The organism is Rhizobium sp. 007 (assembly GCF_015353075.1).
GTDB lineage: Bacteria > Pseudomonadota > Alphaproteobacteria > Rhizobiales > Rhizobiaceae > Rhizobium.
Map to the genome: position 1 here is coordinate 926,214 of NZ_CP064187.1, position 24,451 is coordinate 950,664.

28 protein-coding genes and 1 pseudogene are annotated in these 24,451 nt (G+C 60.3%); 16 read left to right on the forward strand and 13 right to left on the reverse strand.

Translation table 11 applies throughout. The annotated features are described in order from the left end of the window. Positions 1–44 precede the first annotated feature (44 nt). Positions 45–2,120 (reverse strand): transglycosylase SLT domain-containing protein, encoded by a 2,076-nt coding sequence (locus ISN39_RS04495; RefSeq protein WP_194729315.1) that lies wholly within the window; start codon positions 2,118–2,120, stop codon positions 45–47. A gap of 215 nt (positions 2,121–2,335) precedes the next feature. Between ISN39_RS04495 and dapA the strand changes: the two genes are divergently transcribed. From dapA to ISN39_RS04510, 3 genes are all read left to right on the forward strand, one after another. After that, the gene (gene dapA, locus ISN39_RS04500) at positions 2,336–3,220 is read left to right on the forward strand and encodes a 4-hydroxy-tetrahydrodipicolinate synthase (protein ID WP_074067147.1); all 885 of its coding nucleotides are present in this window, start codon (positions 2,336–2,338) and stop codon (positions 3,218–3,220) included. A gap of 114 nt (positions 3,221–3,334) precedes the next feature. Continuing rightward, positions 3,335–3,814 carry an SsrA-binding protein SmpB gene (smpB, locus tag ISN39_RS04505; RefSeq protein ID WP_022714633.1) on the forward strand — a complete coding sequence of 160 codons (480 nt, stop codon included), beginning with the start codon at positions 3,335–3,337 and terminating at the stop codon, positions 3,812–3,814. Between the two features lie 3 nt (positions 3,815–3,817). Further along, on the forward strand, positions 3,818–4,234 hold the full coding sequence (locus ISN39_RS04510; protein WP_194729316.1) for a DUF3830 family protein: 417 nt from the start codon (positions 3,818–3,820) through the stop codon (positions 4,232–4,234). A gap of 3 nt (positions 4,235–4,237) precedes the next feature. Here the strand turns inward: ISN39_RS04510 and ISN39_RS04515 are convergent, their stop codons facing one another. Next, the gene (locus tag ISN39_RS04515) at positions 4,238–4,819 is read right to left on the reverse strand and encodes an NYN domain-containing protein (RefSeq protein WP_022714635.1); all 582 of its coding nucleotides are present in this window, start codon (positions 4,817–4,819) and stop codon (positions 4,238–4,240) included. Between the two features lie 295 nt (positions 4,820–5,114). On the opposite strand from ISN39_RS04515, the gene rpoZ reads away from it, so the two are divergent. The 11 genes and pseudogenes from rpoZ (at position 5,115) to ISN39_RS04570 (ending at position 14,446) form a co-directional block, all read left to right on the forward strand. Further along, positions 5,115–5,519 (forward strand): DNA-directed RNA polymerase subunit omega, encoded by a 405-nt coding sequence (gene rpoZ, locus ISN39_RS04520; protein ID WP_022714636.1) that lies wholly within the window; start codon positions 5,115–5,117, stop codon positions 5,517–5,519. A gap of 120 nt (positions 5,520–5,639) precedes the next feature. Further along, positions 5,640–7,853, forward strand: coding sequence for a bifunctional (p)ppGpp synthetase/guanosine-3',5'-bis(diphosphate) 3'-pyrophosphohydrolase (locus tag ISN39_RS04525; protein ID WP_074067149.1), 2,214 nt, complete (start codon positions 5,640–5,642; stop codon positions 7,851–7,853). A gap of 164 nt (positions 7,854–8,017) precedes the next feature. Beyond that, on the forward strand, positions 8,018–8,167 hold the full coding sequence (locus tag ISN39_RS04530) for a DUF3563 family protein (RefSeq protein ID WP_074067150.1): 150 nt from the start codon (positions 8,018–8,020) through the stop codon (positions 8,165–8,167). Positions 8,168–8,312: 145 nt separating this feature from the next. Next, positions 8,313–8,903 carry a DUF2062 domain-containing protein gene (locus ISN39_RS04535; RefSeq protein WP_028739561.1) on the forward strand — a complete coding sequence of 197 codons (591 nt, stop codon included), beginning with the start codon at positions 8,313–8,315 and terminating at the stop codon, positions 8,901–8,903. Between the two features lie 25 nt (positions 8,904–8,928). Further along, positions 8,929–9,333: a holo-ACP synthase gene (acpS, locus tag ISN39_RS04540; RefSeq protein ID WP_022714639.1), complete on the forward strand. Its 405-nt coding sequence runs from the start codon at positions 8,929–8,931 to the stop codon at positions 9,331–9,333. Between the two features lie 114 nt (positions 9,334–9,447). Next, entirely contained in the window at positions 9,448–10,191 is a 744-nt protein-coding gene (gene lepB / locus ISN39_RS04545) for a signal peptidase I (RefSeq protein WP_039846693.1), read from the forward strand. Further along, on the forward strand, positions 10,188–10,907 hold the full coding sequence (gene rnc, locus ISN39_RS04550; protein ID WP_074067152.1) for a ribonuclease III: 720 nt from the start codon (positions 10,188–10,190) through the stop codon (positions 10,905–10,907). Before lepB ends, rnc begins: the two co-directional genes overlap by 4 nt. Positions 10,908–10,914: 7 nt before the next feature. Further along, positions 10,915–11,856 carry a GTPase Era gene (gene era, locus ISN39_RS04555; RefSeq protein ID WP_074067153.1) on the forward strand — a complete coding sequence of 314 codons (942 nt, stop codon included), beginning with the start codon at positions 10,915–10,917 and terminating at the stop codon, positions 11,854–11,856. Between the two features lie 257 nt (positions 11,857–12,113). Continuing rightward, a pseudogene (locus tag ISN39_RS36100) lies at positions 12,114–12,524 on the forward strand (hypothetical protein); the annotation flags it as partial. A gap of 54 nt (positions 12,525–12,578) precedes the next feature. After that, entirely contained in the window at positions 12,579–13,352 is a 774-nt protein-coding gene (recO, locus tag ISN39_RS04565; protein WP_074067155.1) for a DNA repair protein RecO, read from the forward strand. A gap of 98 nt (positions 13,353–13,450) precedes the next feature. Further along, positions 13,451–14,446 (forward strand): aldo/keto reductase, encoded by a 996-nt coding sequence (locus ISN39_RS04570; protein ID WP_194729317.1) that lies wholly within the window; start codon positions 13,451–13,453, stop codon positions 14,444–14,446. Here ISN39_RS04570 and ISN39_RS04575 read toward each other — a convergent pair. The 3 genes from ISN39_RS04575 to ISN39_RS04585 form a co-directional block, all read right to left on the reverse strand. After that, positions 14,443–15,300, reverse strand: a complete 858-nt coding sequence (locus ISN39_RS04575) for an MOSC domain-containing protein (protein WP_194729318.1) — start codon at positions 15,298–15,300, stop codon at positions 14,443–14,445. The genes ISN39_RS04570 and ISN39_RS04575 overlap by 4 nt on opposite strands. Before the next feature lie 9 nt (positions 15,301–15,309). Next, positions 15,310–15,954, reverse strand: coding sequence for an HD domain-containing protein (locus ISN39_RS04580; protein ID WP_074067158.1), 645 nt, complete (start codon positions 15,952–15,954; stop codon positions 15,310–15,312). A 72-nt stretch (positions 15,955–16,026) separates the two neighbouring features. Continuing rightward, entirely contained in the window at positions 16,027–17,820 is a 1,794-nt protein-coding gene (locus ISN39_RS04585) for an EAL domain-containing protein (protein WP_194729319.1), read from the reverse strand. Positions 17,821–18,255: 435 nt separating this feature from the next. On the opposite strand from ISN39_RS04585, the gene ISN39_RS04590 reads away from it, so the two are divergent. Then, positions 18,256–18,585: a hypothetical protein gene (locus ISN39_RS04590; RefSeq protein WP_194729320.1), complete on the forward strand. Its 330-nt coding sequence runs from the start codon at positions 18,256–18,258 to the stop codon at positions 18,583–18,585. Between the two features lie 129 nt (positions 18,586–18,714). Beyond that, positions 18,715–19,230, forward strand: coding sequence for a superoxide dismutase family protein (locus ISN39_RS04595; RefSeq protein ID WP_194729321.1), 516 nt, complete (start codon positions 18,715–18,717; stop codon positions 19,228–19,230). Positions 19,231–19,251: 21 nt separating this feature from the next. On the opposite strand, the gene ISN39_RS04600 is transcribed toward ISN39_RS04595, so the two are convergent. From ISN39_RS04600 to ISN39_RS04635, 8 genes are all read right to left on the reverse strand, one after another. Next, positions 19,252–19,827 (reverse strand): hypothetical protein, encoded by a 576-nt coding sequence (locus tag ISN39_RS04600; RefSeq protein WP_194729322.1) that lies wholly within the window; start codon positions 19,825–19,827, stop codon positions 19,252–19,254. Between the two features lie 66 nt (positions 19,828–19,893). Further along, positions 19,894–20,796, reverse strand: coding sequence for a mechanosensitive ion channel domain-containing protein (locus ISN39_RS04605; RefSeq protein ID WP_074067166.1), 903 nt, complete (start codon positions 20,794–20,796; stop codon positions 19,894–19,896). Between the two features lie 32 nt (positions 20,797–20,828). Beyond that, positions 20,829–21,359: a tyrosine phosphatase family protein gene (locus ISN39_RS04610; protein ID WP_194729323.1), complete on the reverse strand. Its 531-nt coding sequence runs from the start codon at positions 21,357–21,359 to the stop codon at positions 20,829–20,831. Continuing rightward, entirely contained in the window at positions 21,356–21,931 is a 576-nt protein-coding gene (locus tag ISN39_RS04615) for an HD family hydrolase (RefSeq protein ID WP_074070213.1), read from the reverse strand. The genes ISN39_RS04610 and ISN39_RS04615 overlap by 4 nt, the downstream gene beginning before the upstream one ends. A gap of 26 nt (positions 21,932–21,957) precedes the next feature. Continuing rightward, entirely contained in the window at positions 21,958–22,791 is an 834-nt protein-coding gene (locus tag ISN39_RS04620; RefSeq protein WP_194729324.1) for a folate-binding protein YgfZ, read from the reverse strand. A gap of 79 nt (positions 22,792–22,870) precedes the next feature. Next, positions 22,871–23,620: a hypothetical protein gene (locus ISN39_RS04625; RefSeq protein WP_194729325.1), complete on the reverse strand. Its 750-nt coding sequence runs from the start codon at positions 23,618–23,620 to the stop codon at positions 22,871–22,873. Between the two features lie 11 nt (positions 23,621–23,631). Then, positions 23,632–23,889, reverse strand: coding sequence for a hypothetical protein (locus ISN39_RS04630; protein WP_027507415.1), 258 nt, complete (start codon positions 23,887–23,889; stop codon positions 23,632–23,634). 100 nt (positions 23,890–23,989) lie between these two features. Further along, positions 23,990–24,421 (reverse strand): TIGR02301 family protein, encoded by a 432-nt coding sequence (locus ISN39_RS04635; protein WP_074067175.1) that lies wholly within the window; start codon positions 24,419–24,421, stop codon positions 23,990–23,992. Between the last annotated feature and the right edge of the window lie 30 nt (positions 24,422–24,451).

A 24,451-nucleotide genomic window follows, 5' to 3' on the forward strand; every position in this document is an offset into this window, starting at 1 on the left:
TTGCGCTCAGGAAATCTAGCCTGCTTCAGCGTCAAAGCAAATGATCAGGATGAAGACCGCCCGCCGATCAGGTCGCGCTCGATATCCGGCGTCTGCCCGAGCCGCGCCTTATAGACCTCGTAATTCTCCATCACGCGCTGGACATAGTTGCGCGTTTCCGGAAAGGGGATGCGCTCAATCCAGTCGACGATTTCATTGATGGATTTGCCGCGCGGGTCGCCGTAGCGGCTGATCCATTCGGGCACGCGCTTCGGCCCGGCATTATAGGCGATAAAGGTCAAGATGTAGGAGCCGCCGAAGGCGTCGATCTGTTCACCGAGATAATGCGCGCCGAGCGTGGCGTTGTAGCCGGCGTCCGCTGTCAGCTTGTCGGCTGAATAGGTGATGTTGTGGCGCTTGGCGACTGCCTTGGCGGTCCCGGGCAAAAGTTGCAGAAGGCCACGGGCGTTTGCGGGCGAGACGGCGGTGGGGTTGAAAGCGCTTTCCTGCCTTGCGATGGCATAGGCGAGCGCCTTGCCCGAGCCGGAGATATTCGCGTTCGAGGGAATGACGCCGACAGGGAAGGCCAGCGCCGCGACATCGATCCCGCGCGCATAGGCGATCTTGCCGACCTGCAGCGACAGGTGATGGTTGCCGGAGCCTTCCGCCTGCGCCGCCAGGATGGCAAGTTCGCCGGCACTTTGAAGCTGCTCGGCGAGCGCCAGGTAAAGGCTTGCCGCACGCCAGCCATGGCCTGCGGCCTCAAGGCGCGAAATTGCCTGAACGGCTTCGCGGGATTGGAGGCGCTGCCGGTCTTCCCTTGTGGGCGACGGATAGGCGACGTTGAGCGTCTTGCGCCCCAGCCGCTCAGCTGCGAGCTGACCGTAGAAAGTGCTCGGGAATTCTGCTGCTTTTGCGTAGAATTCGCTGGACTTGCCCGCCCCGCCGGCATCTGCGGCACGGCCCAGCCAATACCAGGCCCGCGAAACGGAAATCGGACCGTTCGAAACCTGAAGAATCTTGCGGAAATGCGTCTCGGCCGTCGCCGGATCCTGCAGCCCTCGCAACGCATACCAGCCGGCGTGGAATTCGGCTTCGACAATATCTGTCGGGTTCGTGGCGACATGGTTGGCGACGACACGGTAGGCGGCCTTGAACTGGCCCTGGTCGACGAGGCCGCGGCTGACGATGCGCTGCTCGTTCCACCACTCGCCGGAATTCACCAGTTCATCGCGCGCCGAAGGCATTTGCGCCAGAAGCTTGGCGGCTTCGGCATATTTGTCCTGCTTGCGCAGATATTCGATGCGGGCAAACAGATAGCCTGGGTCATTCGACCATTTGCCATCGACGGCATAAAGGAGCGCGCCGGCATTGGCCGCCTTGCTCGCGACCGCCGACCATGCGTTGTAGAGGGACTGCGCCTGGCCCATGTCGCCGAAGCGCTTGGCCTGCGCCGTCCGGCCGCGATACATCAGATATTCCATGCGCGCCTTGTGGTCGGCGGCGCCGAGCAGTGCTGAGAACTCCGCCAGGATCTTGTCTTCGGTGTCCTTGTCGAGTGCTTCGCTGCGCCAGACCTTGCGGATATGTTTCGCGGCCTGCGTTTGTCTGCCGGCAGAGACCAGCGCTCGCGAGAGGATGATCGCGCCTGGGGTCGTTTCCGGCGCGGTGTCGCCGAAAGCCGCAAGGATTGCAGCCGGGTCCGGATTTTCGTCGTAGAGTGCGCGCTCGGAATAAGCGCGCAGCTTGGTAAGTCCCGGCCAGCCTTTGAGTTCCTGTGCCGCGCCTGCGATTTCATAGGAAGGCACGCCCTTGATGCCGGAAACGGCGATCGACCATGTCAGGATATGCCGGTCGAGCGTGCCCTTGGCCATGCCGTTGCGGATCGAGATCGCCTGCTGCGCATTCTTGCTGGAAAGCGCATCTAATGCGGCCTTCAGGTTTCCGCTCACGGGCGCGACGGTCGTGCTGCGCGGGATGGCGCCGGTCATGATCGATTGAGGTGCCGAGGTTTGCGGCACGAAGCCGATCGGCCTTACCTCGGGTACCGGAGCGCCCGTGTCAGGCAGCGGCGAGGCGGCGCTGCTCCACGCGGCGGCGGCAAGGCCGAGGGTGGAGAGGATCAACACAGCTTTTTTCATCCGGGATACTCGTCAGGAAAATATGCCTCGAGTTTCGCAACAGGCCTCTTAATGAAACCTTACCGAAACCGGTAAAATTCGTTCACATTTGATGTCGGAATTTGCCCTAAACCGATCCATGCGCGCTTGTCGCGGCGATTTCGCCGCTTTATGGTGCGCAACCTATATTCAAGGAATGCGGCTGAAGCGTGGATATCGGCCGTGAGGAGTTGCGCATGTTTAAGGGATCCATTCCCGCCCTCGTCACCCCCTTCACTGATGCCGGACTGGTTGATGAAGCCTCCTTCGCTTCCCATGTCGATTGGCAGATCAGGGAAGGCAGCAGTGGTCTCGTTCCGGTCGGCACAACCGGCGAGTCTCCGACGCTGTCGCATGGCGAGCACAAACGGGTCGTGGAAATCTGCATCGAAGCGGCGGCCAGGCGCGTACCGGTCATGGCGGGCGCCGGCTCGAACAATACGCGCGAGGCGATCGAGCTTGCCCAGCATGCCGAAAAGGCGGGCGCCGATGCCGTGCTCGTCGTCACGCCTTATTACAACAAGCCGACCCAGAAGGGCCTGATCGCGCACTTCTCGGCCATCGCCGAGGCCGTCAGGCTGCCGATCTATATCTACAACATCCCCGGCCGCTCGGTGGTCGACATGACGCCGGAAACGATGGGCGCGCTTGCCAAGGCGCATTCGAACATCGTCGGCGTCAAGGATGCCACCGGCAAGATCGAGCGCGTTTCCGAACAGCGCATTACTTGCGGCAAGGATTTCCGCCAACTCTCGGGCGAGGATGCTACGGCACTCGGCTTCAACGCCCATGGCGGTGTTGGCTGCATTTCGGTAACGGCGAATGTCGCGCCGCGTCTCTGTGCAGAATTCCAGGCGGCAACGCTTGCCGGCGATTACAATAAGGCGCTCGAATATCAGGACCGTCTGATGCCGCTGCACAAGGCGATCTTCCTGGAGCCGGGCCTCTGCGGCGCGAAATACGGCCTCTCTAGGCTCGAACGCATGAGCCGCAACGTACGCTCGCCGCTGATCTCCACGCTGGAGCCGGCGACAGAAGCGGCAATCGATGCCGCGATGCGTCACGCCGGTCTGCTGAACTGAGCGAAGCTGGAAGGCGGGTTGCGTCCGTCTTCACAAGTTTCGGCTGTTCCCCTACATAAGGGCAGGAAATGAGGGCGCGCGGTTTTGCGCGCCCGCAAAGGATTGGATTGAGTGATGGCCCCCAAAGGCAGCCAGCGTATCGTGAAGAAGGTCGTGGCCGAAAACCGCAAGGCCCGCTTCAACTACGAAATCATCGATACATATGAGGCCGGGCTCGTTCTGATGGGCACCGAAGTCAAGTCCTTGCGCGAAGGCAAGGCCAATATCGCTGAATCCTACGCTTCGGATGAAGGCGGCGAGATCTGGCTCATCAATTCCTACCTGCCGGAATATCTGCAGGCCAACCGCTTCAACCACGAGCCGCGCCGCCGCCGCAAGCTGCTGCTTTCGAGCCGCGAGATCAACAGATTGCGTGCCGGCATCAACCGCGAAGGCATGACGCTGATCCCGTTGAAGATCTATTTCAATGACCGCGGCCGGGCGAAGATGGAACTGGCGCTCGCCAAGGGCAAGAAGCTGCACGACAAGCGCGAGTCCGAGAAGGAGCGCGATTGGAACAGGCAGAAGAGCCGCCTGCTGAAGGACAATGGCTAAGCGATGCGAAGGCTGAAGATTTCGGTGGCGTCGCAAGTCTTCGTGGCGAAGCTGGAGGTCGAAAAGGCGCCGAAAACCTGCGCGGCGTTCACGTCGCTGCTGCCCTTTCGAAATCAGACTATCCATTCGCGATGGAGCGGGGAGGCGATCTGGGTGCCGCTCGGCGATTATCAGTTCGGCGTGGATCTCGAAAATCACACCTGCCATCCGTCGCGTGGCGATATCCTGCTTTATCCGGGCGGGCACAGCGAGACAGAGCTGCTCTTTGCCTATGGCAGCTCGTCATTTGCGAGCAAGATGGGCGCTCTTGCCGGCAATCATTTCCTGACGATCGTCGAAGGCTGCGAACAACTCGATGACATGGGCAAACTGGTGCTCTGGAAAGGCGCCCAGCCGATCCTGTTTGAGGCTTTGGATTGAGAATTACTCCTCGAAGTCGCTCGCCGGGGCGATCTCGACAGGCTTCTGCGGGCGTTCGGACGGGTCGCGGCCGATCTCGCTTTTCAGCGACAGCAGATCGATGAAGTGATCCGCTTGGCGGCGCAGGTCGTCGGCGATCATGGGCGGCTGCGTCGCCATCGTGGAGATGATCGACACCTTGCGGCCCTTGCGCTGAAGGGCTTCCACAAGGGTGGTAAAATCGCCGTCGCCGGAAAAGATGACAAGGTGGTCGACGGTTTCGGATTGCTCCATGGCGTCGATCGCCAGTTCGATATCCATGTTGCCCTTGATCTTCCGGCGGCCCATGGAGTCGGTGAATTCCTTGGCAGGCTTGGTGACGACCTTGTATCCGTTGTAATCGAGCCAGTCGATCAGCGGGCGGATGGAGGAATATTCCTGATCCTCGATCAGCGCGGTGTAATAGTAGGCGCGCAGCAGGTAACCGCGTTTCTGGAACGCTTTCAACAGCTTGCGATAATCGATATCAAAGCCGAGGCTCTTGGATGCAGCGTAGAGGTTGGCGCCGTCTATGAAGAGTGCAATTTTTTCGCGTGGGTCGAACATCGCTTGCCAATCCAATTAGAGTAATCCAAATCTTCTTCGGTCAAAATTCCATAAAAACAATGGCTTAGTTAACGAAGAAAGAATAATTCTTAATTTATGAATTATTCATATAAGGGAGATTTAGGGCACGATTCGGCATATTCCAAGCAACTAACGGTGGAATTGTCACATTCACTCGAAAATTTTAGCAGGACGACCCATAAACGGCGGGGCGGTGCATGAAAAACTTGAATTTGTCGGCTTTTAATTGTATCGGGCGTTCTAATCCCGAAATCACGACCGTAAAGGACAGGCAATGGCCCGTGTCACAGTTGAAGATTGCATCGACAAAGTTGAGAACCGCTTCGAGCTGGTTCTGCTTGCCAGCCACCGCGCCCGGCTGATTTCCCAGGGTGCCTCGATCACCATCGATCGCGACAACGACAAGAACCCCGTCGTGGCGCTGCGCGAAATCGCCGATGAAACGCTGTCTCCCGACGATCTGAAGGAAGACCTCATCCACTCGCTGCAGAAGCACGTCGAAGTCGACGAGCCCGAGCCCGATCCGGCAAGCCTCATTGCCGCTGGTGGCGTTGCGGCTGCGGAAGGCGAGGAGCAGGACGATCAGCCCGAGACGATCACTTTCGACCAGATGTCGGAAGAAGAGCTTCTGGCCGGCATCGAGGGTCTTGTGCCTCCGGAAAAGAGCGACGACTACTGATACGTCGCGAGACGATTACCAATCGTCAATCTTGCGCCTTTATTGCTAAGGCATATTATGACCAGTGCGTGCGCCAATCGGTGATTGGCGCGCTTTTGTTTTTATTGGAGTAGTTCCGGGATGATGCGGCAGTACGAGCTCGTGGAGCGGGTGCAGAAATACAAGCCCGACGCCAATGAAGCTCTGCTGAACAAGGCCTATGTCTATGCCATGCAGAAGCATGGACAGCAGAAGCGCGCCAGTGGTGATCCTTATATCTCCCATCCGCTCGAAGTCGCCGCGATTCTGACGGACATGCATCTCGACGAGTCGACCATTGCCGTCGCTCTGCTGCATGATACGATCGAGGATACGACGGCGACACGCGCCGAAATCGACGAGCTCTTCGGCGAAGATATCGGCCGGCTGGTCGAAGGCCTGACGAAGATCAAGAAGCTCGATCTCGTCACCAAAAAGGCCAAGCAGGCGGAGAACCTGCGCAAGCTGCTGCTTGCGATCTCCGACGATGTCCGCGTGCTGCTCGTCAAGCTGGCCGACCGCCTGCACAATATGCGAACGCTCGACCATATGTCGGCTGACAAGCGTGCCCGTATCTCCGAGGAGACGATGGAGATCTATGCGCCGCTTGCGGGTCGCATGGGTATGCAGGACATGCGCGATGAGCTGGAGGAGCTTTCCTTCCGCCATATCAACCCGGAGGCTTACGAAACCGTCACGAAGCGTCTGCAGGAACTCTCGCAGCGCAACGAGGGCCTGGTCAAGAAGATCGAAACGGAACTGCGCGATCTGCTGGTGGCCAACGGCTTGACGACGGCTAAGGTCAAGGGGCGCCAGAAGAAGCCGTACTCGGTTTTCCGCAAGATGCAATCGAAGTCGCTTTCCTTCGAGCAGCTTTCGGATGTCTATGGCTTCCGCATCCTCGTCGAGGATGTTCCAGCCTGCTATCGCGCGCTCGGCATTGTTCATATGCGCTGGCGCGTCGTGCCTGGCCGCTTCAAGGATTACATCTCAACGCCAAAGCAGAACGACTACCGTTCGCTGCACACGACGATCGTCGGCCCCTCCAGCCAGCGCATCGAACTGCAGATCCGCACCAAGCGCATGCATGAGATCGCCGAATACGGCATCGCCGCGCACGCCCTTTACAAGGACGGCGCGACCAATACCGAGGGCGATATTCTCTCGCGCGAGTCTAATGCCTATTCATGGCTCCGCCACACGATCGAGGCGCTGGCCGAAGGCGATAGCCCCGAGGAATTCCTCGAACACACCAAGCTTGAGCTGTTCCAGGACCAGGTCTTCTGCTTCACGCCGAAGGGCAAACTGATCGCCTTGCCGCGCGGCGCAACGCCGATCGACTTTGCTTATGCCGTTCACACCAATATCGGCGACACGACGGTTGGCGCCAAGATCAACGGCCGCATCATGCCGCTGGTGACAAGACTTGCGAATGGCGACGAGGTCGAGATCATCCGCTCCGGCGTGCAGGTGCCGCCAGCTGCGTGGGAGGAGATCGTCGTGACCGGCAAGGCGCGTGCCGCAATCCGCCGTGCCACGCGCCTGGCCATTCGCAAGCAATATGCCGGCCTCGGCCATCGCATTCTGGAGCGCACCTTCGAGCGGGCGGGGAAGATATTTTCCCGGGACGCGATGAAGCCGGCGCTGCACCGCCTCGGCCAGAAGGATGTCGAGGACGCGATCGCCGCCGTCGGCCGGGGCGAGATGTCGTCGCTCGATGTCCTGCGCGCTGTCTATCCTGACCATCAGGATGAGCGTGTCACCGTCAAGCCGAGCGGCGACGACGGCTGGTTCAATGTCCGCAGCGCCTCTGGCATGATCTTCAAGGTTCCAGACAAGGCCAAGACGGAGGCGGAGACGGATGCCGATATGGGCCCGATCCGCGGCATTTCCGGCAATATCGCCGTGCAGTTCGCACCCGCAGGCGCCGTGCCCGGCGATCGCATCGTAGGCATCATGGAGAAGGGGAAGGGCATCACCATCTACCCGATCCAGTCGTCCGCGCTGCAACGTTTCGATGATCAGCCCGATCGCTGGATCGATGTGCGCTGGGACCTGGACGAGGCCAACAAGTCGCGCTTCATGGCGCGCGTGCTCATCAACGCATTGAACGAGCCGGGCACGCTGGCCAAGGTGGCGCAATCCGTTGCAGGCCTTGACGTGAATATACGTTCCTTAAACACGGTGCGCGTCGCCGCCGACTTCACCGAAATGGCGGTCGATGTCGAAGTATGGGATCTCCGCCAGCTCAACCAGCTGCTCGCGCAACTGAAGGATCTGGATTGCATTGCGACGGTGCGGCGCCTCTACGACTGAGGCGTCTGCACATTTTATAATCGCTTTGTTGCAGAATTCGCGTACCGAAAAGGCAAGGCATGCACGTCTTGCATGGCTGTGCCTATATTAGAGCGTTGGTAATTGTGCGCTGCAGCACCTATCTTCCGGTCATCAGAGAATGAACGAAAGAAAGAGCCAACGCTATGTTTACTCCGATCAAGAAAATCGCCCGCGCTCTTCGCGTTCCAAGCGTACAGGAACGTGAAATGGCATACCTCAACGGTTCGTATGACCGTATTGATCTTGAATACCGTCAGCGCCAGGTTGACCGGGGCCTGTTCCGTAGCCGTTGATTGCGGGTCTAGACTTCCAAGGATGCAAATGGGCGCCATGCATGACGCGCGCCCTTCGGTGAAGAGCTTCGGCGGCGGCTGAGGCGAGCCCCGAGACTTTTGACTGCTCTTGTCATGGCGACCTGCGCTGCCCTAAATAGCTGCCATGCTGTTTCGCCGTAGAAAACCTGCAGGATTTCGTGAAAGGACGCGAGAGTTGTTCTGGCCCCGCAAGGGCTTTCTGCGTCCGCTGCGCTATCTGAAGATGCGCATCCTGCGCCTGACGGCTTCGCCGCACGCCGTGGCAATGGGCGTTGCAGCCGGCGTCTTCGTATCCTGGACGCCGTTCATCGGCGTGCATTTCATCATGGCCTTCGTGCTTGCCTATTTCCTCTCCGGAAACATGGTTGCGGCCGCGCTCGGCACGGCGGCCTTCGGCAATCCCCTCACATATCCCTTCATCTGGGCGGCGACCTGGGAAATCGGTCATCTGCTGCTCATGCGCGAAAATGCGATGACCGGGCAGTCCGTCGATCTGATGGAGCTTTTTCACAAGCTCCGTTTCACCGAGCTCTGGAAGCCGGTGCTCGAGCCCATGCTGATCGGCGCCATTCCTCCGGCCGCCATCAGCTCCGTTGTGCTTTATATTCTGACGTTCTACACCGTGAAGGGTTTTCAGGTCCGCCGCCGCGAGAGGCTGATGGAGCGGGCGCGCCTTCACCTTGCCCATCCCACGCAGGATATTCCGACTGTATGATTTCGTTTCGACAGAGAGGCATCGCATGATCATCGGCATTGGCAGCGATCTCATCGACATCCGCCGTGTCGAAAAGTCGCTTGAGCGCTTCGGCGAGCGCTTCACCCACCGTTGCTTCACCGAGATCGAGCGGGCGCGCTCCGACCGCCGCGCCAACCGCGCCGAATCCTATGCGAAGCGTTTCGCCGCCAAGGAAGCCTGTTCGAAGGCGCTCGGCACGGGCATGGCGCAGGGCGTTTTCTGGAAGGATCTGGGTGTCGTCAATCTGCCGAGCGGCAAGCCGACGATGCAGCTGACGGGCGGCGCCGCTGTCGTGCTTCAGTCCATGCTGCCTGCCGGACACAGGGCGATGGTGCATTTGACGATAACCGATGATTATCCGCTTGCTCAGGCATTCGTGATCATTGAAGCCCTGCCGGAAAGCGCGTGAGGAGCGGCGTGTGGTCGCTTTTAATGTTCGCGGCATTGCCGCCACCCGCCGAAGCCGCTAGAGAGAAGCAAACAGAGAATGCGCCGCTGCGGCGCCTTTAAGGAACAAGACTGCGTGTCCGAAAAAGCCGATACTAAGCCGAACGCCCTTTGGGAAAATATTAAAGTCATTATTCAGGCATTGTTGCTGGCGATGGTGATCCGGACGGTCTTCTTCCAGCCGTTCACGATACCATCCGGATCGATGATGCCGACCCTGCTCGTCGGCGACTACATCTTCGTCAACAAATTCGCTTACGGCTATTCGAAATACTCGCTGCCTTTTTCGCCGAACCTTTTCAGCGGCCGCATCTTCGGCTCCGAGCCGAATCGCGGCGATATCGTCGTCTTCCGCTTCCCCCCGAACCCGGACATCGACTACATCAAGCGCGTCGTCGGCCTGCCGGGCGACCATATCCAGGTGACGGATGGCGTGCTCCATATCAATGGCAAGCCGGTTCCGAAGGTGGCCGACGGCGCCTTTACCTCGGATTACAAGCTCGATCCGGGCGAAGACGTGCCGGTGTTCCGCGAAACGCTCGACGATGGCAAGACCTACGACACGCTGGACCAGTCGCCCGTTTCGCGCGGCGACAACACCCAGGATTTCGTCGTGCCGGAAGGCCATTACTTCATGATGGGCGACAACCGCGACAATTCTCTCGACAGCCGTTTCGACGTCGGCTTCGTTCCGGCGGAAAACCTCGTCGGCCGCGCCAGCGTCATCTTCTTCTCGCTCGGCAACGACACGTCGTTCCGCGAAATCTGGAAATGGCCGGCCAACATGCGGTGGGACCGCCTCTTCAAGGTTGTTGAATGAGCAAAGTGCAGACGCTTTCGGCGGCGGACCGGACGAGGCTTGAAGCCTTGATCGGCCACGAGTTCGCCGGGAAGGAGCGCCTGGACCGGGCTTTGACGCATGCGAGCGCCCGCACGCAGAAGGGCGCCAATTACGAACGTCTGGAGTTCCTGGGCGACCGTGTGCTGGGCCTGTGCATCGCCGAACTGCTTTTTCGCACTTTCGGGACGGCCGGGGAGGGCGAGCTGTCGGTGCGCCTGAACCAGCTGGTCAGCGCCGAGACCTGCGCGGAAGTGGCCGACGAACTGGGTCTACACCTTTTTGTCCGCACAGGCTCCGACGTCAAGAAGCTCACCGGCAAGCGCATGATGAACGTGCGCGCCGATGTAGTCGAAAGCCTGATCGCGGCACTCTATCTCGATGGCGGTCTTGAGGTCGCCCGCCGCTTCATCCTGAAATACTGGGAAAAGCGGGCGACCCGCGCCGACGGCGCAAAGCGGGACGCCAAGACCGAACTGCAGGAATGGGCGCACGCGAAATTCGGCGTCACGCCGCAATATCGGGTTGAAGAACGCACCGGGCCGGATCATGATCCGCGCTTCACGGTGACGGTGGAAGTGGTCGGCGTGAAGCCGGAAACGGGAGTCGAGCGCTCGAAGCGTGCGGCCGAACAGGTCGCCGCAGCAAAGATGCTGGAACGCGAAGGCATTTGGCTGAAAGCCTCTGCCGGAAATTGACGGGACAATGACGGAAGAAAACGATATGGCGCATGAAGTCGCCGCTGAAACCAATGGCGAAACGCATTCCGGCTTCGTCGCCCTGATAGGCCCGACCAATGCCGGAAAATCGACCTTGGTAAACCGCCTTGTCGGTGCCAAGGTGTCGATCGTCAGCCACAAGGTGCAGACGACGCGCGCCATTGTCCGCGGCATCGCGATCCATGGCAATGCGCAGATCGTCTTCATGGATACGCCCGGCATCTTCAAGCCGCGCCGCAGACTGGACCGCGCCATGGTCACGTCGGCCTGGGGCGGGGCCAAGGATGCCGATCTCATCATGTTGCTGATTGACAGCGAGCGCGGCCTGCGCGGCGACGCGGAGGCGATCCTGGAAGGGCTCAAGGAGGTGCGACAGCCGAAGATACTCCTGCTCAACAAGATCGACCGCGTCAAGCGCGAAGACTTGCTCGCGCTGGCCGCTGCCGCGAACGAAAAGATCGCCTTCGAGCAGACCTTCATGATCTCGGCGGAGAACGGCTCCGGCTGCGACGACGTCATGGATTATCTGGCCAAGACCCTGCCCGAAGGCCCATGGTACTATCCGGAAGATCAGATTTCCGATCTGCCGATGCGCCAGCTCGCCGCCGAGATCACCCGCGAAAAGCTCTTCCTGCGTCTGCACCAGGAGCTTCCCTATTCCTCCCACGTCGAAACGGAAAAATGGGAAGAGCGCAAGGACGGCTCGGTCCGTATCGAGCAGGTGATCTATGTCGAGCGCGACAGCCAGAAGAAGATCACGCTTGGCAAGGGTGGCGAGACGATCAAGGCGATCTCCTCGGCATCCCGAAAGGAACTCGCCGAAATCCTTGAACAGCCGGTGCACCTGTTCCTCTTCGTCAAGGTTCGCGAGAACTGGGGCGATGACCCGGAGCGGTTCCGGGAAATGGGGCTCGACTTTCCGCGTTGACCGATTGAGAAAGACCGGCAGCTCGAATGGCTTGGCGAAACCAGGCGGCTGCTCATAAAATTTCTGCGGCCATGTCTTTTTTGAATGCAAATCGGTCAAACAGAAAATAAGGTCGGTGATGCCACTTTTCCTCCTATTTTGCTTCTTATCGACAGAATCGGAAAAGCGGCTCACTCAGGTCGCATGGCCTATAGCCCCCTAACCGGGCATAAGGGGGTACCAGAGGTAGAGATGCGGGTTATGCAGACGGTGTGCGCCGTAAACGGCGTTCAGCGAAGGGCGCGGAGATCATGAACGCAAGCCGTGTTCTGGTCCTTGAAGACAGTCTCATCATCGCGATGGAAGCGGAAGATATGCTCCGCGCCGTCGGCGTGGGGGCCATCGATATCGCAAGCGGCCTCGATCAGGCGATGGATGCCGTGAAGTCGGAAAGCTATGATTTCGCGCTGCTCGACGTCAATCTCGGCGAGGCGATGAGCTTCGGCTTTGCCCGGCATTTGAATGATACGGGCATCCCTTTCGGCTTCGTCAGCGGCTATTCCGATACGCGGGACTTCCCACCGGACCTCCAGGATGTGCCGCTTCTCGTAAAGCCCTTCGACGAAGGTGCGATGCGCGAATTCCTCGAGAAGCTCTTTCCGACTGCCGAATTGGACCCGGCTTCATGACATAGGGCTGTGCTTGCTTTAGGATCAATTCCGCAAGCTTGAGGGTCGTTCGCCATGCAGTGGCAGGATCATGCAATCATTCTTGGCGTCAAACGCCACGGCGAGACCAGCGTCATTGCCGAGGTGATGACGCGTGCTCGGGGCCGGCATCTCGGGCTGGTGCGTTCCGGCCGTTCGCGCGCGATGCAGCCGGTACTGCAGCCCGGCAACGAGGTGGATGTCATCTGGCGCGCGCGCCTCGACGAGCATCTCGGCGAATTCCGCGTCGAGCCGCTGCGGTTGCGCGCAGCACAGCTCATGGAAACAGCCACCGCCGTCTATGGGGTGCAGGCGATGGGCGCTCTTTTGCGGCTTTTGCCGGAGCGCGACCCGCATCCGCATCTTTACGATGCGCTCGAAGTCATCCTCGACAATCTCCACAATCCGGCGGATGCCGGTGAACTTTTCGTCCGCTTCGAGCTCGCCGTCCTCAACGACCTCGGCTTCGGCCTTGACCTTGCCGAATGCGCCGCAACGGGCGCGCGGACCGATCTTGCCTATGTCTCGCCGAAATCCGGCCGGGCGGTCAGCCGGTCAGCCGGTGCCCCCTGGGCGGACAAGATGTTCGTGCTTCCGGGCTTTCTCCGCGCCGACGGCAATGATGCCGCAGACTTCGACAGTCTGAGCGCGGCCTTTCGCCTGACGGGCTTTTTCTTGCATCGCCACGTCTACGAGCCGCGCGGGATCGAAGCGACTGCAGCCCGCGACGGCTTCATTCAGGCAGCCCTGAAGGCACTCAATTCGTCTCTCGGGGCCGTTCCTCCAGCGCCGGACGAGCTCTCGGCCTGAGGGTGGTTTTTCACTGCTGAAAAACATGCTGCGGAATTGGAGGTTTATCCGTTCCGGCGTCCTGCCTATGTCTGCTCATATTGCTTTGGAGGACTTTCATGCTGACGAAGACAGATAATGCGACAACGATCACGCTCTGGAATGGCCGCGAAATCCCGAGGCTCGGCATGGGCTGCTGGGCGATCGGAGGGCCGTTCTTCGCAGGCGACGTGCCACTCGGTTGGGGGGAGGTCGACGATGACGAGTCGATCGAGGCCATTCATCGCGCCGTCGATCTCGGCATCCGCTTTTTCGACACGGCTTCGAACTATGGCGCCGGGCATTCGGAAGAAGTCGTTGGCCGCGCGATCGGCAATCGCGACGATATCGTTATTGCCACGAAATTCGGTTTTGCCACCGACGAGAAAACGAAGCAGGCAACGGGCGCCTTTGCCGATCCAGCCTTCATCCGCCAATCGGCGGAAACGTCGCTGCGCCGGCTGAAGCGCGAGCGGCTCGATCTCCTGCAGTTCCACCTGAACGATTTCCCGCTGGAAGCGTCGGACGAAGTTTTCGATGTACTCGAGGCACTCAAGGCAGAGGGTAAGATCGACGCCTTCGGTTGGAGCACGGACTTCCCGGATCGCGCCGCCCGCCACGCAGGTTGCAAGGGCTTCGTATCCATACAGCACACGATGAATGTCTTTGAGCCGGTGCCGGCCATGGTCGATGTAGTCGAAAAGAACGGCCTGCTGTCCATCAACCGCGGACCGCTGGCGATGGGGCTTCTGAGCGGCAAGTTTACGCCGGAGAAGACAGTCGGCGCCAAGGATGTCCGCGCCACGAGCCTCGACTGGATGGTTTATTTCAAGGATGGGCGCATCGCGCCGGAATTCGCAGCCCGTTTGGAAGCCGTTCGCGACCTGCTGACCACCGGCGGCCGCACGCCGACACAAGGCGCTCTTGCGTGGTTATGGGCACGCTCGCCACGCACGCTGCCCATTCCCGGCTTTCGCACAGTCGCCCAGGTTGAGGAAAACGCCGGCGCTTTGGAAAAGGGACCGCTGCCACGGGATGTGATGGCACGGATCGATGCGGCGCTAGCCGGCCGCTAACCCGCCGCGCGCACCTTGAAAGCCCAGCCTTCCGGCCGTTCCTCGATGATGGTGACGGCATCGCCGATGGCGATCCGGCCGGTGCCGCGCGGTACGGCATTCCAGCCGAAAATCGCGCCGCGCACGCGGCGGTCTGCCGACATGCGGATGCGGCCCATGGCAGGCATCGGGTTTGGCACCTCGCGCGAGCCCGTCATTTGGTCCTGCGTCGTCATGATGCAGCGCGCGCAGGGTTTCACGAGATCGAAACGGATGCCGCCGATCTCGATTGCCGCCCAGCGGTCCTCCGGCCAGGCTTCGTCCGTATCGATAACGATGTTCGGCCGGAAGCGCTCCATGCCGACGCTGCCCTCCGCATGCGAGGCGAGGTTGGCGTTGAGCGCTTTCAGCGAGCCGGTCGTTGTCACCAGGATCTGATAGCCGTCCGCGAATGTCATGGGGGTCTCACCGCCTGCCCATTCGGGGTTGGCGATGCGCTGCGCCTGACTATCGAAGAAGACCAGCTTCACGTCCCGTCCGAGCCATTCGGAAAGCCGAGCATTGCTTTCGTCGTCGGCAACTGCGGCATTCACCAGGGATTTCCAGACGACGACATCCATGCGGCGGTCCGGCTGCGGCGGCGGGACGGCGATATCCGGCTTCCCCGTCATCACCAGCCGGAAAGCCCCCGGCTCGGGCTGGACTTCGATCCGGGCGAGTGCCGGCAATTCGCGTTGCGTGATGAAATGACCGTCAGGATCCGTCACCATCGCGCGCCGGTCGCCGGGAAGGCCGAAGGCGTCTACCGCCGAGAAAGGGATGGCGATGGCGCGCGCGCTCTTGAGCGGATAGATAAAAAGATCGCTGACGCGCATTTCGTTCTCCTAAATCTCGTCCATGAATGCCGTGAGGAAGTCGCGCAGACGCTTGTCGCGTTCGGCGGCAAGGGCGCGACCCGCCACCGTCTGAAATCCGTCGGCAAGTTTGAACAGCTTTGTCTGAAAATGGTCAATGGCATAGCGCCGGTCGTCGAGGGGGCGACGTTCGGCAGCCGGATCGAATGGATCATAAAGGCCCGACGCCATGCGGCCGCCGATATAGAAACAGCGCGCCGCGCCCACCATGCCGATTGCGTCGAGGCGGTCGGCGTCTTGCAATATTCGCGCTTCCAGGGTTTCCGGCGTGATGTTGGCAGAAAAGCTGTGGGTGGTGATCGCATGCGCAACGGCCGCGATCTCATCTGCCGCCCAGCCCAGTTTCTTCAGGATGCCGGATGCCTTCTCTGCGGCGAGTGCCGAGGCTTTGGAGCGCAGCGGTGAGCTCTTTTCGACCGCGACGCAGTCATGGAGCAGAACGGCGGCGGCTAGGATCCGACCGTTTCCGCCCTCTGTTGCGTGTATCCGCATCGCATTGCGGAAGACGCGCAGGATATGGGCAAGGTCATGCGACCCGTCATCGCCCTCCGCGGCGTAGGGAGTGAGTTTGGCCGCGAGACTTTCAAAAGGAGAAAAGGCCTTGGCTTCGAACATGCCTGTCACCGGATTTTTAGGAGTGCTCGGACTTTCGCATAAAGCTTCCGGACACGAGTCGCAATGAAGCTCTCAGCTCGCCTTCGCCATGGATCCGGAGCGTGATGCTGAAAGCAGCCGCGCGACGTCAGCGGCAGGTGCCGGCGGGCTGATGTAGTAGCCTTGAATCTCGTCGCATTCCTCGCTTTCGAGCAGGCTCTTCTGTTCGGCCGTCTCGACGCCCTCGACGGTGACGCGCATGCCGAGCGCGTCGCCGAGCAGGATGATTGCGTGCATGATGGCATAGGCCTCCTTGTTTTCGGCGATTCCGCAGACGAACGATTTGTCGATCTTGATCTTGTCGAAGGGAAAGCTCCTCAGGTAGCTCAGCGACGAATAACCGGTGCCGAAATCATCCATGGAAATCCGGATGCCGCGCTCCTTTAAGGCATGAAGGATCGGCAGCGTATCGTCGAGATTTTCCATCAGCACGCTTTCGGTGATCTCCAGTTCCAGCCGCGCCGGGGATATCGCAGCCTGCGCAATCGCCTCATCGACATCGGCCAGCAGATTGCTGCTGGTGAACTGGATCGCCGAGACGTTGACGGCGATCTTGATGTCTTCCGGCCAGCATGCGGCCTGGCGGCACGCCTTTCTCAGAACCCAGCGCCCGATATCGACGACGAGGCCGACCTCTTCGGCAAGTGGGATGAACTCCATCGGCGGCACGCGGCCGCGCGTTGGATGGTTCCAGCGTACAAGGGCTTCGAAACCGCAAATGCGTTGCTGACGCAGGTCGTAGAGCGGCTGGTAGTGCAGTTCGAATTCGTCGCTGTGCAACGCCAGCCGAAGGTCGGCTTCGAGCGCGTGGCGGGCCTGGATGCGGGATGCCATCTCGCTCGTGAAGAAGCGCTCGTGCTTGCGTCCGTCCGCCTTGGCCTGCGAGAGCGCGACACCGGCGTTGCGGAGCAATACGTCGGTCTCGGCACCATCTTCGGGCGCGAGTGCAATTCCCATCGAGACGCTGAGCTCGATCTGCTTGTCGCCGCGAAAGAAGGGCTCTGAAAGCTCGCGGCGGATCTGGTCGGCAAGCGCCGTGACATTCCACGGCTGCTGCCTTCCACGTTGAAGAATCGCGAATTCATCGGAGCCGAGGCGGGCCAGCATATTCTCGCTGCTAGCCGATGCACGGATGCGTTCTGCAACCTGGCGAAGGATGGCGTCGCCGGTCGAAACGCCCATTGTATCGTTGATAGATTTGAAGCGGTCGAGGTTCAGGTGCACGAGCGCGATCTGCTCGTTTGGCGCGCGCTCGGAAAGGGGGGCATCGACCTGCTCGCGAAAACGGATGCGGTTCGGCAGGCCGGTCAGCGGATCGTGATGCGCGAGGTGGGCGATCCGCTCGGCGGACTTCCGCTCTTCGGTGATGTCTGAATGGATCGCGATATTGCTGCCATCCGGTAAGACGGTCACAACACTGAAGATAATGCGGCCGTCGTCCATCAGCCATTCGCGCCGGCGGATTTTACCTTGGCCGGGCGGCATCGCAGACGCCTCTTTGGAGCGGTAAGCGGATCGAACCATCTTCCTCTCTTTTCCGGGGATCCTGGTGCTGAGAGCCCGCACAGAAACTCCAGGGACTGCCTGATCGGCGGAGAAACCGAAGAGCTGGCGGAACCGGTCGTTGCAGAGGATCAGGCGCTGTGCCGAATCGAAGACGCTGAGACCGAGCGGCAGGTTATCGAGCACGAGGGCGAAAAGGGCATGGTTGCGGCCATGGCTTCGATAGGTCTCGATGACCAGCGCCATGAGGCGCTTCGCATCGACTGAACCGTCGTTGTTTACGGCTTGGGTGCATTGCTGCCAAAAGAGCGTATCAGCATCCATGAGGGCAATTATCCTGCATGCAGGCCGCTGCGAATTACCGCTGATCCCCATAGCTCAAATCCGAGCAGGAAACGCCGCGCTTCGCACCGGGCATGCAAAGGCCTTTCTGAAAATCTTTAAAATATTCGATTTAAACAATACCGGAAACGACCGGTTCTGCTGCGGCAACCCGTTGCAATCATTATCTGTGGGCCGAATTAACAAGCGGTTGCCTGCGAAGTATATGAGAAATCGTATATTTCAACCATGCCACGTGCACGCTTAGGATGCAAGGCGGCAGCTTCGTGTAAAAGCTTTGTCAACCTTGATTAATGAGAGGTTAACAACTTATTGACCCGACTCGCAAATCAGTTTATCCACCGAGTCAGTTTTGATTTTCCCCCATCGTATTGCGTACAGACATCACCGGAAAAAAGGCGGTGAACGGAGGTTTGTATGACTCATGTTTCATCTGTTTCAGAAACGTCTTATGCCTATTTGGCGACCCTTTCGCGGCTGGACGCGAATGGTGATGGCGTATTGAGCCGCGGGGAGCGTGCAGCTGATGAAAAGCCCGGCATTTTCAAGCGGTTCAGTGAAGACCATGCAGGACGCGAGCCGCGCTCCACAGCTGGCGACAATGTTCTCGCCTTGATGATCGAACTTGGCGATAGCGGCGCCGGGAGCGTAGCGTCGAATTCTCAGGATGCGGCAGGCGAGAGCGATCACGCCTCCGAACTCTACCGCAATACATACGGCCAGTACGACCTCGACATCGCGCCCTGAGCTTGACCTGCAGCAATCGATGAAGCCGGCCCCGAATGGCCGGCTTTTTGTTTGTCTGATCTGCAGCAGGAACACCTTCCTCCATGAGGCGTTGGGAACAATAAGCTCTCAAAAATGGAAGGAATCCGCATGGCAAGGATAGTCACAATCGCGGCATTCGCCGTTGCCGCAACGGCTTCGATGGCATTTGCGCAGGATAAGCAGACAGCGGTTGCAAATTTTGTCGGCGAGGACGGCAAGGAGAACGGCCGTGCGACGCTGACGGCTGCGGCCAGCGGCGGCGTACTAATCGAACTCGAGGTCTCCGGCCTTCCGTCAAACCGATGGGTGGGGTTCCATGTCCACGAAGTCGGCAAATGCGACCCGGCCACCCATCATGAATCGGCAGGCAAGCATTTCAATCCGACGGAGGCCGAGCACGGCATCCTGACAGCCAAGGGTCCGCATGCCGGCGATATGCCGAATCAATTTGTCGACCAACACGGCGTGCTGCGCGCCCAGGTCTTCAACGGCATGGCGACGCTTGACGGCAAGGAGGACGGCGTTCGCGGCCGTGCGCTGATGATCCACGCAAATTCGGATGACTATCGCAGTCAGCCGGCGGGCGATGCAGGCGCAAGGCTCGCTTGCGGCGTTATCGAATGATGGGTGGGGCGCGCCGTCTTCTCAACTGTAGTAGAAGCGTTCGGCGTACCAGTCCGTCGAAGCCATCGGCTTTTCCTGCGCGACCCAGCGGGCGATATCGCTTTCCTCCAGCAAATCCGCCGTCACCTGATCTTCAACGCCGACAAAGATGAGATTGGTATTTTCCCTGAGGCGCGGATCGAGCGTAAAGCCCATCCGGCTGTCATTGGCGCTGTGAAGCAGGTCCATCCGGACATAGAAGAATTCCGGATGGTAGCTCATCCCGCTTGCCTCGTTGAAGGCATGCGCGACGTCGATGACCGACTTCGCCGGACCATTATAGGCCGTGATCGCCTCGTTAAGCCCGAAGGTCGCCCCGTAAAGAGCAGTGGAGCGGGCGGGAATGATGGTGATTTCGCCGTTCGTCAGATCGATCTGTTGACCAGAAAAGCTGCTGACCTGACCGTCGAGCGCGCCTCGGAAGAAATAGGAGAAGCGCCCGCGCGTCAGATAGATCGCCTGCCAGCGAAACCGCACATATTCCTCCGACGGCCCCATAAGGTCCTTCAGGGTCTGCAGGCACTGCAGAAACGTATCGCGGTAGTTCGGCAGCGGCATCGGTCCATCTCCTTGGGAGGTTAACCGATGGAGAGTCAAAACGTTCCGTGCCGGAGTGCCGGTTGCCTACCGGCGGCTTTTTCGTTCTGGCATCGCAGGCTCTCCGGCTATCATTTCGGCATCGGCGACCGCCGTCGGCCCGGACTGCGCTTCGGCGCCGTATAGGGGAATGAGATGCCCGGCCTGATCGATGGCGAGCTTGGCACGCTTGATCATGTCGCGGCTCACACCCCACCAGTCCCCGGTCTTGGCCCAATAGCGCAGCGTGAGACCGATCGTTGCGCCGCTCATGCTGTCGATGAAGACGGCAGGGGCTGGCGTTTTCAGGATGCGCGGGTCGGCCTTGGCAAAGCCGAGCAATCGCTCCATGGCGGCATCGGCATCGTCTTCATAGGCGAGGCTTATCTTCAACTCGTTCTGGCGCGTTGGTTCCCGGCTGTAGTTGGTGATCGGCGTGTTCCAGAGGATCGAATTCGGAGCGAGCCGATAGAGCCCGTCAAATGTCTTGAACTCCGTGGCGAAGAGACCGATCTCGCGAACGGTGCCCGAGACGCTGCTCGTCTCGATATATTCCCCGACCCGGAAGGGGCGCAGGATGAGCAGCATGATGCCCGCCGCGATATTCTGCAGCGTTCCCTGCAGCGCCAGGCCGATCGCCAGGCCCGCAGCGCCAAGAGCAGCGATGATCGACGCCGTCTGAACGCCGAATTGGGCAAGAACCGTGACAAAAACGAGGATTAGCAGAGCATAGCGCAAGACATTCGTGAAGAAACGCGCCAGCGTTTCGTCGATGCCACGCACCCGCGACATGCCTTCATAGGCCCAACGGCTCACGAAGCTCGCCATGACCCAGCCGGCGATCAGAAGGATAATCGCTCCGAGGATCGAGAACGAGTATTGCACGGCAAGTGCGCTTGCCTCGTTGAGCGCGGTGCGGGTTGCCGCGATGACGTCCGTTGCCTGCTCCATGCCAAGGCTAGATGGGGCAGGCGGCAGAAGCGTCAACCGTCAAATTCTGTCGTCACCGAGAACACGAAAGGCGCATTGCCATCGGCATCAGCACCGCGTCCGATGGCGCGGACGGCATCCACCAGACGGCCCTTCCTTTGGAGCAGCACATCGCCGATTTCGACGATTCGGGCATTGGGCGTCGCATAGGGCGAGGCGCTGCGCAGGCGCTTTGCCAGCGCCATCTCGTCCTGGTCCGGCGCAAGCGAAAGCGCGGCGATCAGGGCGGCGGCGGGGGAGCGGGAAACTCCCATCCAGCAATGGATCAGCAGAGGCGAGCGCTGATCCCAGGCGGCGGCAAAATCGATCAGCTGGCGCACATGCGCCTCCTCAGGTGCGACGAGATTTCCTGTTCCCTTGAAGGCGATGTCGTTCATGTACAGGAGCAGGTGGCGGTCGGCGGCAATCACGCCGGGCCGGTGGAAGGCCTGTTCCTTTGCCATCAGGCTGATCATTTCCCGCGCCCCGTGGCGCACCGCCATTTCGGCGATCCGGAAAAGCGGCGAGACGACGATCCTCGTCAAGGTTTCGCACTCCTCCGCATCGTCTCGATCGCCTCGAAGCGCTCGCAGAAGAGCCGCTGTGCCTCCAGCGCCGGAAGCGGCTCGATCAACAGCATGTCCTTGCTGATGCCGCGCGGCTGGCCGAAGAATTTCCGGGCTTCGACAGGCGTGAAACCGGCCAGGCAGGTCGCCTCGAAATAGGCCGCGATCGTATCGGCCTTCTTGATTTTATCCTTGAGTTCCCGTGACGGGTGCGGCGGCAGGCCGAAGCGCAGGTGAACCGCCGCCTCGAGACGCTTCTCCACGGCCTTATAGCCGCCGCCGACGACTGACTTGAACGGCGAGATCATGTCGCCGATCACATATTCCGGGGCATCGTGCAGCAGCGCCATCATGCAATCGTCCGGCGTCGCATGGTTGAACCGCCGGAAAATGTCCTCGACGACGAGGCAGTGCTGGGCGACGGAGAAGGCATGGTTCCCGCAGGTCTGGCCGTTCCAACGCGCGACACGCGCCAGGCCGTGGGCGATATCGCTGAGCTCGACATCGAGCGGCGAGGGGTCGAGCAGATCCAGGCGTCGGCCAGACAGCATGCGCTGCCATGCGCGTGGCTCCTTGCTCACGCGCTCGCCTCGTCGGCGCTCGCAGGGAAGGTGAGGCCGGACCAGGGCGGCAGTCTTAGCGAAACGGTCGTCTCTCCCGCCAGCAGCGAAATACCGCTTGCGATGGCTTCGCCGACGCGATCGATGCGGACGATCGCAAGCCCATTTTTGCCGACGACGGTGCCCAAAGCGCCGACCGGCTTTCCGGCAGCGGTGATCTCGGTCCCTGTGGCGGGCAGATCGGCATCGGCGCTGACTGATACGACACGCCGGCGCGCGGTGCCGCGATGCTGCATACGGGAAACCACCTCCTGACCGACATAGCATCCCTTTCTGAAGGAAAGACCACCGTTCAGATCCAGCAGCACGTCATGCGGAAACGCGTCCTGGAGGGCGAAATCCACACCGGAAATCGCAACGCCGTGCGCGGCGCGCAGGGCATCATAAAGCATGGCATCCGCCGTGCCATGATTGCCGCGGCAGCGCAGAAGCACCTCCCCGGCCTTCGCAAAGCGGCTGTCGGCCACGCCTTCCGCGGCCACTTCGTCCCAGGACACGGTAACGCCTTGCTCTTCGACCGGTTCAAGTGTCACAGCGGCGTGCAGTTTGTACATGGCCAGCCGCTTCAAGAGCGCATCCCGCTGGCCGGCGTCCGTCTCGATGATGAAATCGGCACCGTCGCGCCAGATCATGAAGTCGAACAGGATCTTGCCCTGCGGCGTCAGCAGCGCGCCCGGCCGGGCTTCGCTTGCGGAAAGCGAGACGATGTCGGTCGTAATGAGATTGTGCAGAAAGGCTTCGGCCCCGCTGACGCGGATAAGCGCGCGATCCTTCAGAAAGACGGCTGGCATGGCGGAACCTGTCGCGTTCGTTATCGCTCAGAAGTAAGTCTTCCGTGCGCTGGCTGCAAGCGGGATTGAAAGGCCAAGCTCAGTCGCCGGCCGTGAAGAACTTCCATTTGCCGGCGGGCGTAATGCCGAGACGGTAGAAAGTGTAGCCGCCGAATTCCTGCATGTCGGAAAGGTCGCCCGCAGTGACGATGCGCAACAGTTCCACGCGTTCCGGCGGGGTCAGAGCCTTCAAATCCTTCTCGGCGAAATAAGGCCAGACATACATCTCGTTCGGCGTGCCTGCGCCGACATGCACAAAACCGGTCGAGATCACGTCGAGCATGATTGCAAGGATCTCGTCGCCGTCCGGGTCGCCCGATAGGTCTTTCAGCGTGCCGATCGGGTCGTCCGTCGGTTCGCCCACTGACACTTGCGTCTGTTCGGCACCGCTGCCGAAGAGCGGCCGCAGGCGCTCCAGGTCGCCGGATGCTGCGGCTTCTACGATCTGCTCGCGCATGCGGCGCACCGGCTCCGGCACCTTGCTGATGTCGTAGATTACTTCGACAGGCTTCGAATCGTCACTCGCGCCCGGCGTCGTGTCGCTGCCTTGGCTGCTGTCCTTGCTGACGAGGGGATCCGGCATCGGCACGCCCGGAGACGTTGAAGGCGGTGTCTGGGACTGTCCGGAATTTTTCTGATCGGCCGCCTGCGGATCGGCTTGGCCCGGAATCTTCTGGAGTTCAGAAAGAGCATTTGCCGAAGGAGCCGCCAGAATGCCGGCGCTGAGACAAACAGCGAGCAGGAGCGGCGCGATCGAAAGCCGCGGTTCGGTGTCCTTACCGGTACGCATGGGACTCTCTATTATTGCAGGGTGCGGTTCGGAGAAAATTCGCCACCCAGCATACGTTCGCGCAACGAATCAAGCAGCGCCTCTGCACCCTTTTCGCCATGGCGGCGGATCGTTTCGCGCAGCGCTTGAACGATTGCCGTGTCGGCAATAATCTCTGGCTCGATACCGTCAGCCATACCGTCGGCCCAGGCTTCGTTGTGGTACTCCAGAGCCGCCTGCATCTTTTCGTGGACGATCATGTCGTCGATGTCATTGAGGCTTGGTTCCATCATCTCTTCCTCAAATTGCATGCCTTACTGCCTGGTTAACAACTCTATCAGCCTTTTCCCAAAACGACACGTGCGCGAGTGAAAACAGGTTAATTTATCCCTAATTTCCAAAGCGCGAGGTAATTTCTGTGGCGAGTGTTGCACCTTCGTTACGGTAGCGCTCTTCTGCCACGATGGCTGATGGAGTGCAATCGTTGTAGACCGAAGCAAAAGCGCGGTAGCCGCGGTTGAACGCCGCCGTCAGCCTTTCCTTCCGCTGCGGTTCGTCTTTCGTTTCCGAATCCAGCAGCTTTTGCATGTCGCTTCGCCATTCGCTGCCGCCCGGCGCCTTGCAGAGCGTGCGCAGGTAGTGGACCGAGCCGATCACCTCCGCCAGCCGCGAGAGCTTGTCGTCATAAGGCACGACCACGGGCGCTGCCGGCACGGCTTCGGGAACCGCCGGCGGAGCCTTGTCCTGCGCCCATGCCGCAGCCGCTATTGCCGAACCGGCGCAGACAACGAGAGGCAGAAAAACGCGTCGCACGGGAATCATATTGATAGAAGATACCTGCGCCGTGACCGG

What these genes read in the sequence shown, in the direction of transcription:
- ISN39_RS04495 (WP_194729315.1), bottom strand. Translation starts at nt 2,120, where the DNA reads ATGAAAAAAGCTGTGTTGATCCTCTCCACCCTCGGCCTTGCCGCCGCC.
- dapA (WP_074067147.1), top strand. Translation starts at nt 2,336, where the DNA reads ATGTTTAAGGGATCCATTCCCGCCCTCGTCACCCCCTTCACTGATGCC.
- smpB (WP_022714633.1), top strand. Translation starts at nt 3,335, where the DNA reads ATGGCCCCCAAAGGCAGCCAGCGTATCGTGAAGAAGGTCGTGGCCGAA.
- ISN39_RS04510 (WP_194729316.1), top strand. Translation starts at nt 3,818, where the DNA reads ATGCGAAGGCTGAAGATTTCGGTGGCGTCGCAAGTCTTCGTGGCGAAG.
- ISN39_RS04515 (WP_022714635.1), bottom strand. Translation starts at nt 4,819, where the DNA reads ATGTTCGACCCACGCGAAAAAATTGCACTCTTCATAGACGGCGCCAAC.
- rpoZ (WP_022714636.1), top strand. Translation starts at nt 5,115, where the DNA reads ATGGCCCGTGTCACAGTTGAAGATTGCATCGACAAAGTTGAGAACCGC.
- ISN39_RS04525 (WP_074067149.1), top strand. Translation starts at nt 5,640, where the DNA reads ATGATGCGGCAGTACGAGCTCGTGGAGCGGGTGCAGAAATACAAGCCC.
- ISN39_RS04530 (WP_074067150.1), top strand. Translation starts at nt 8,018, where the DNA reads ATGTTTACTCCGATCAAGAAAATCGCCCGCGCTCTTCGCGTTCCAAGC.
- ISN39_RS04535 (WP_028739561.1), top strand. Translation starts at nt 8,313, where the DNA reads ATGCTGTTTCGCCGTAGAAAACCTGCAGGATTTCGTGAAAGGACGCGA.
- acpS (WP_022714639.1), top strand. Translation starts at nt 8,929, where the DNA reads ATGATCATCGGCATTGGCAGCGATCTCATCGACATCCGCCGTGTCGAA.
- rnc (WP_074067152.1), top strand. Translation starts at nt 10,188, where the DNA reads ATGAGCAAAGTGCAGACGCTTTCGGCGGCGGACCGGACGAGGCTTGAA.
- era (WP_074067153.1), top strand. Translation starts at nt 10,915, where the DNA reads ATGACGGAAGAAAACGATATGGCGCATGAAGTCGCCGCTGAAACCAAT.
- recO (WP_074067155.1), top strand. Translation starts at nt 12,579, where the DNA reads ATGCAGTGGCAGGATCATGCAATCATTCTTGGCGTCAAACGCCACGGC.
- ISN39_RS04570 (WP_194729317.1), top strand. Translation starts at nt 13,451, where the DNA reads ATGCTGACGAAGACAGATAATGCGACAACGATCACGCTCTGGAATGGC.
- ISN39_RS04575 (WP_194729318.1), bottom strand. Translation starts at nt 15,300, where the DNA reads ATGCGCGTCAGCGATCTTTTTATCTATCCGCTCAAGAGCGCGCGCGCC.
- ISN39_RS04580 (WP_074067158.1), bottom strand. Translation starts at nt 15,954, where the DNA reads ATGTTCGAAGCCAAGGCCTTTTCTCCTTTTGAAAGTCTCGCGGCCAAA.
- ISN39_RS04585 (WP_194729319.1), bottom strand. Translation starts at nt 17,820, where the DNA reads ATGGATGCTGATACGCTCTTTTGGCAGCAATGCACCCAAGCCGTAAAC.
- ISN39_RS04590 (WP_194729320.1), top strand. Translation starts at nt 18,256, where the DNA reads ATGACTCATGTTTCATCTGTTTCAGAAACGTCTTATGCCTATTTGGCG.
- ISN39_RS04595 (WP_194729321.1), top strand. Translation starts at nt 18,715, where the DNA reads ATGGCAAGGATAGTCACAATCGCGGCATTCGCCGTTGCCGCAACGGCT.
- ISN39_RS04600 (WP_194729322.1), bottom strand. Translation starts at nt 19,827, where the DNA reads ATGCCGCTGCCGAACTACCGCGATACGTTTCTGCAGTGCCTGCAGACC.
- ISN39_RS04605 (WP_074067166.1), bottom strand. Translation starts at nt 20,796, where the DNA reads ATGGAGCAGGCAACGGACGTCATCGCGGCAACCCGCACCGCGCTCAAC.
- ISN39_RS04615 (WP_074070213.1), bottom strand. Translation starts at nt 21,931, where the DNA reads ATGCTGTCTGGCCGACGCCTGGATCTGCTCGACCCCTCGCCGCTCGAT.
- ISN39_RS04620 (WP_194729324.1), bottom strand. Translation starts at nt 22,791, where the DNA reads ATGCCAGCCGTCTTTCTGAAGGATCGCGCGCTTATCCGCGTCAGCGGG.
- ISN39_RS04625 (WP_194729325.1), bottom strand. Translation starts at nt 23,620, where the DNA reads ATGCGTACCGGTAAGGACACCGAACCGCGGCTTTCGATCGCGCCGCTC.
- ISN39_RS04630 (WP_027507415.1), bottom strand. Translation starts at nt 23,889, where the DNA reads ATGGAACCAAGCCTCAATGACATCGACGACATGATCGTCCACGAAAAG.
- ISN39_RS04635 (WP_074067175.1), bottom strand. Translation starts at nt 24,421, where the DNA reads ATGATTCCCGTGCGACGCGTTTTTCTGCCTCTCGTTGTCTGCGCCGGT.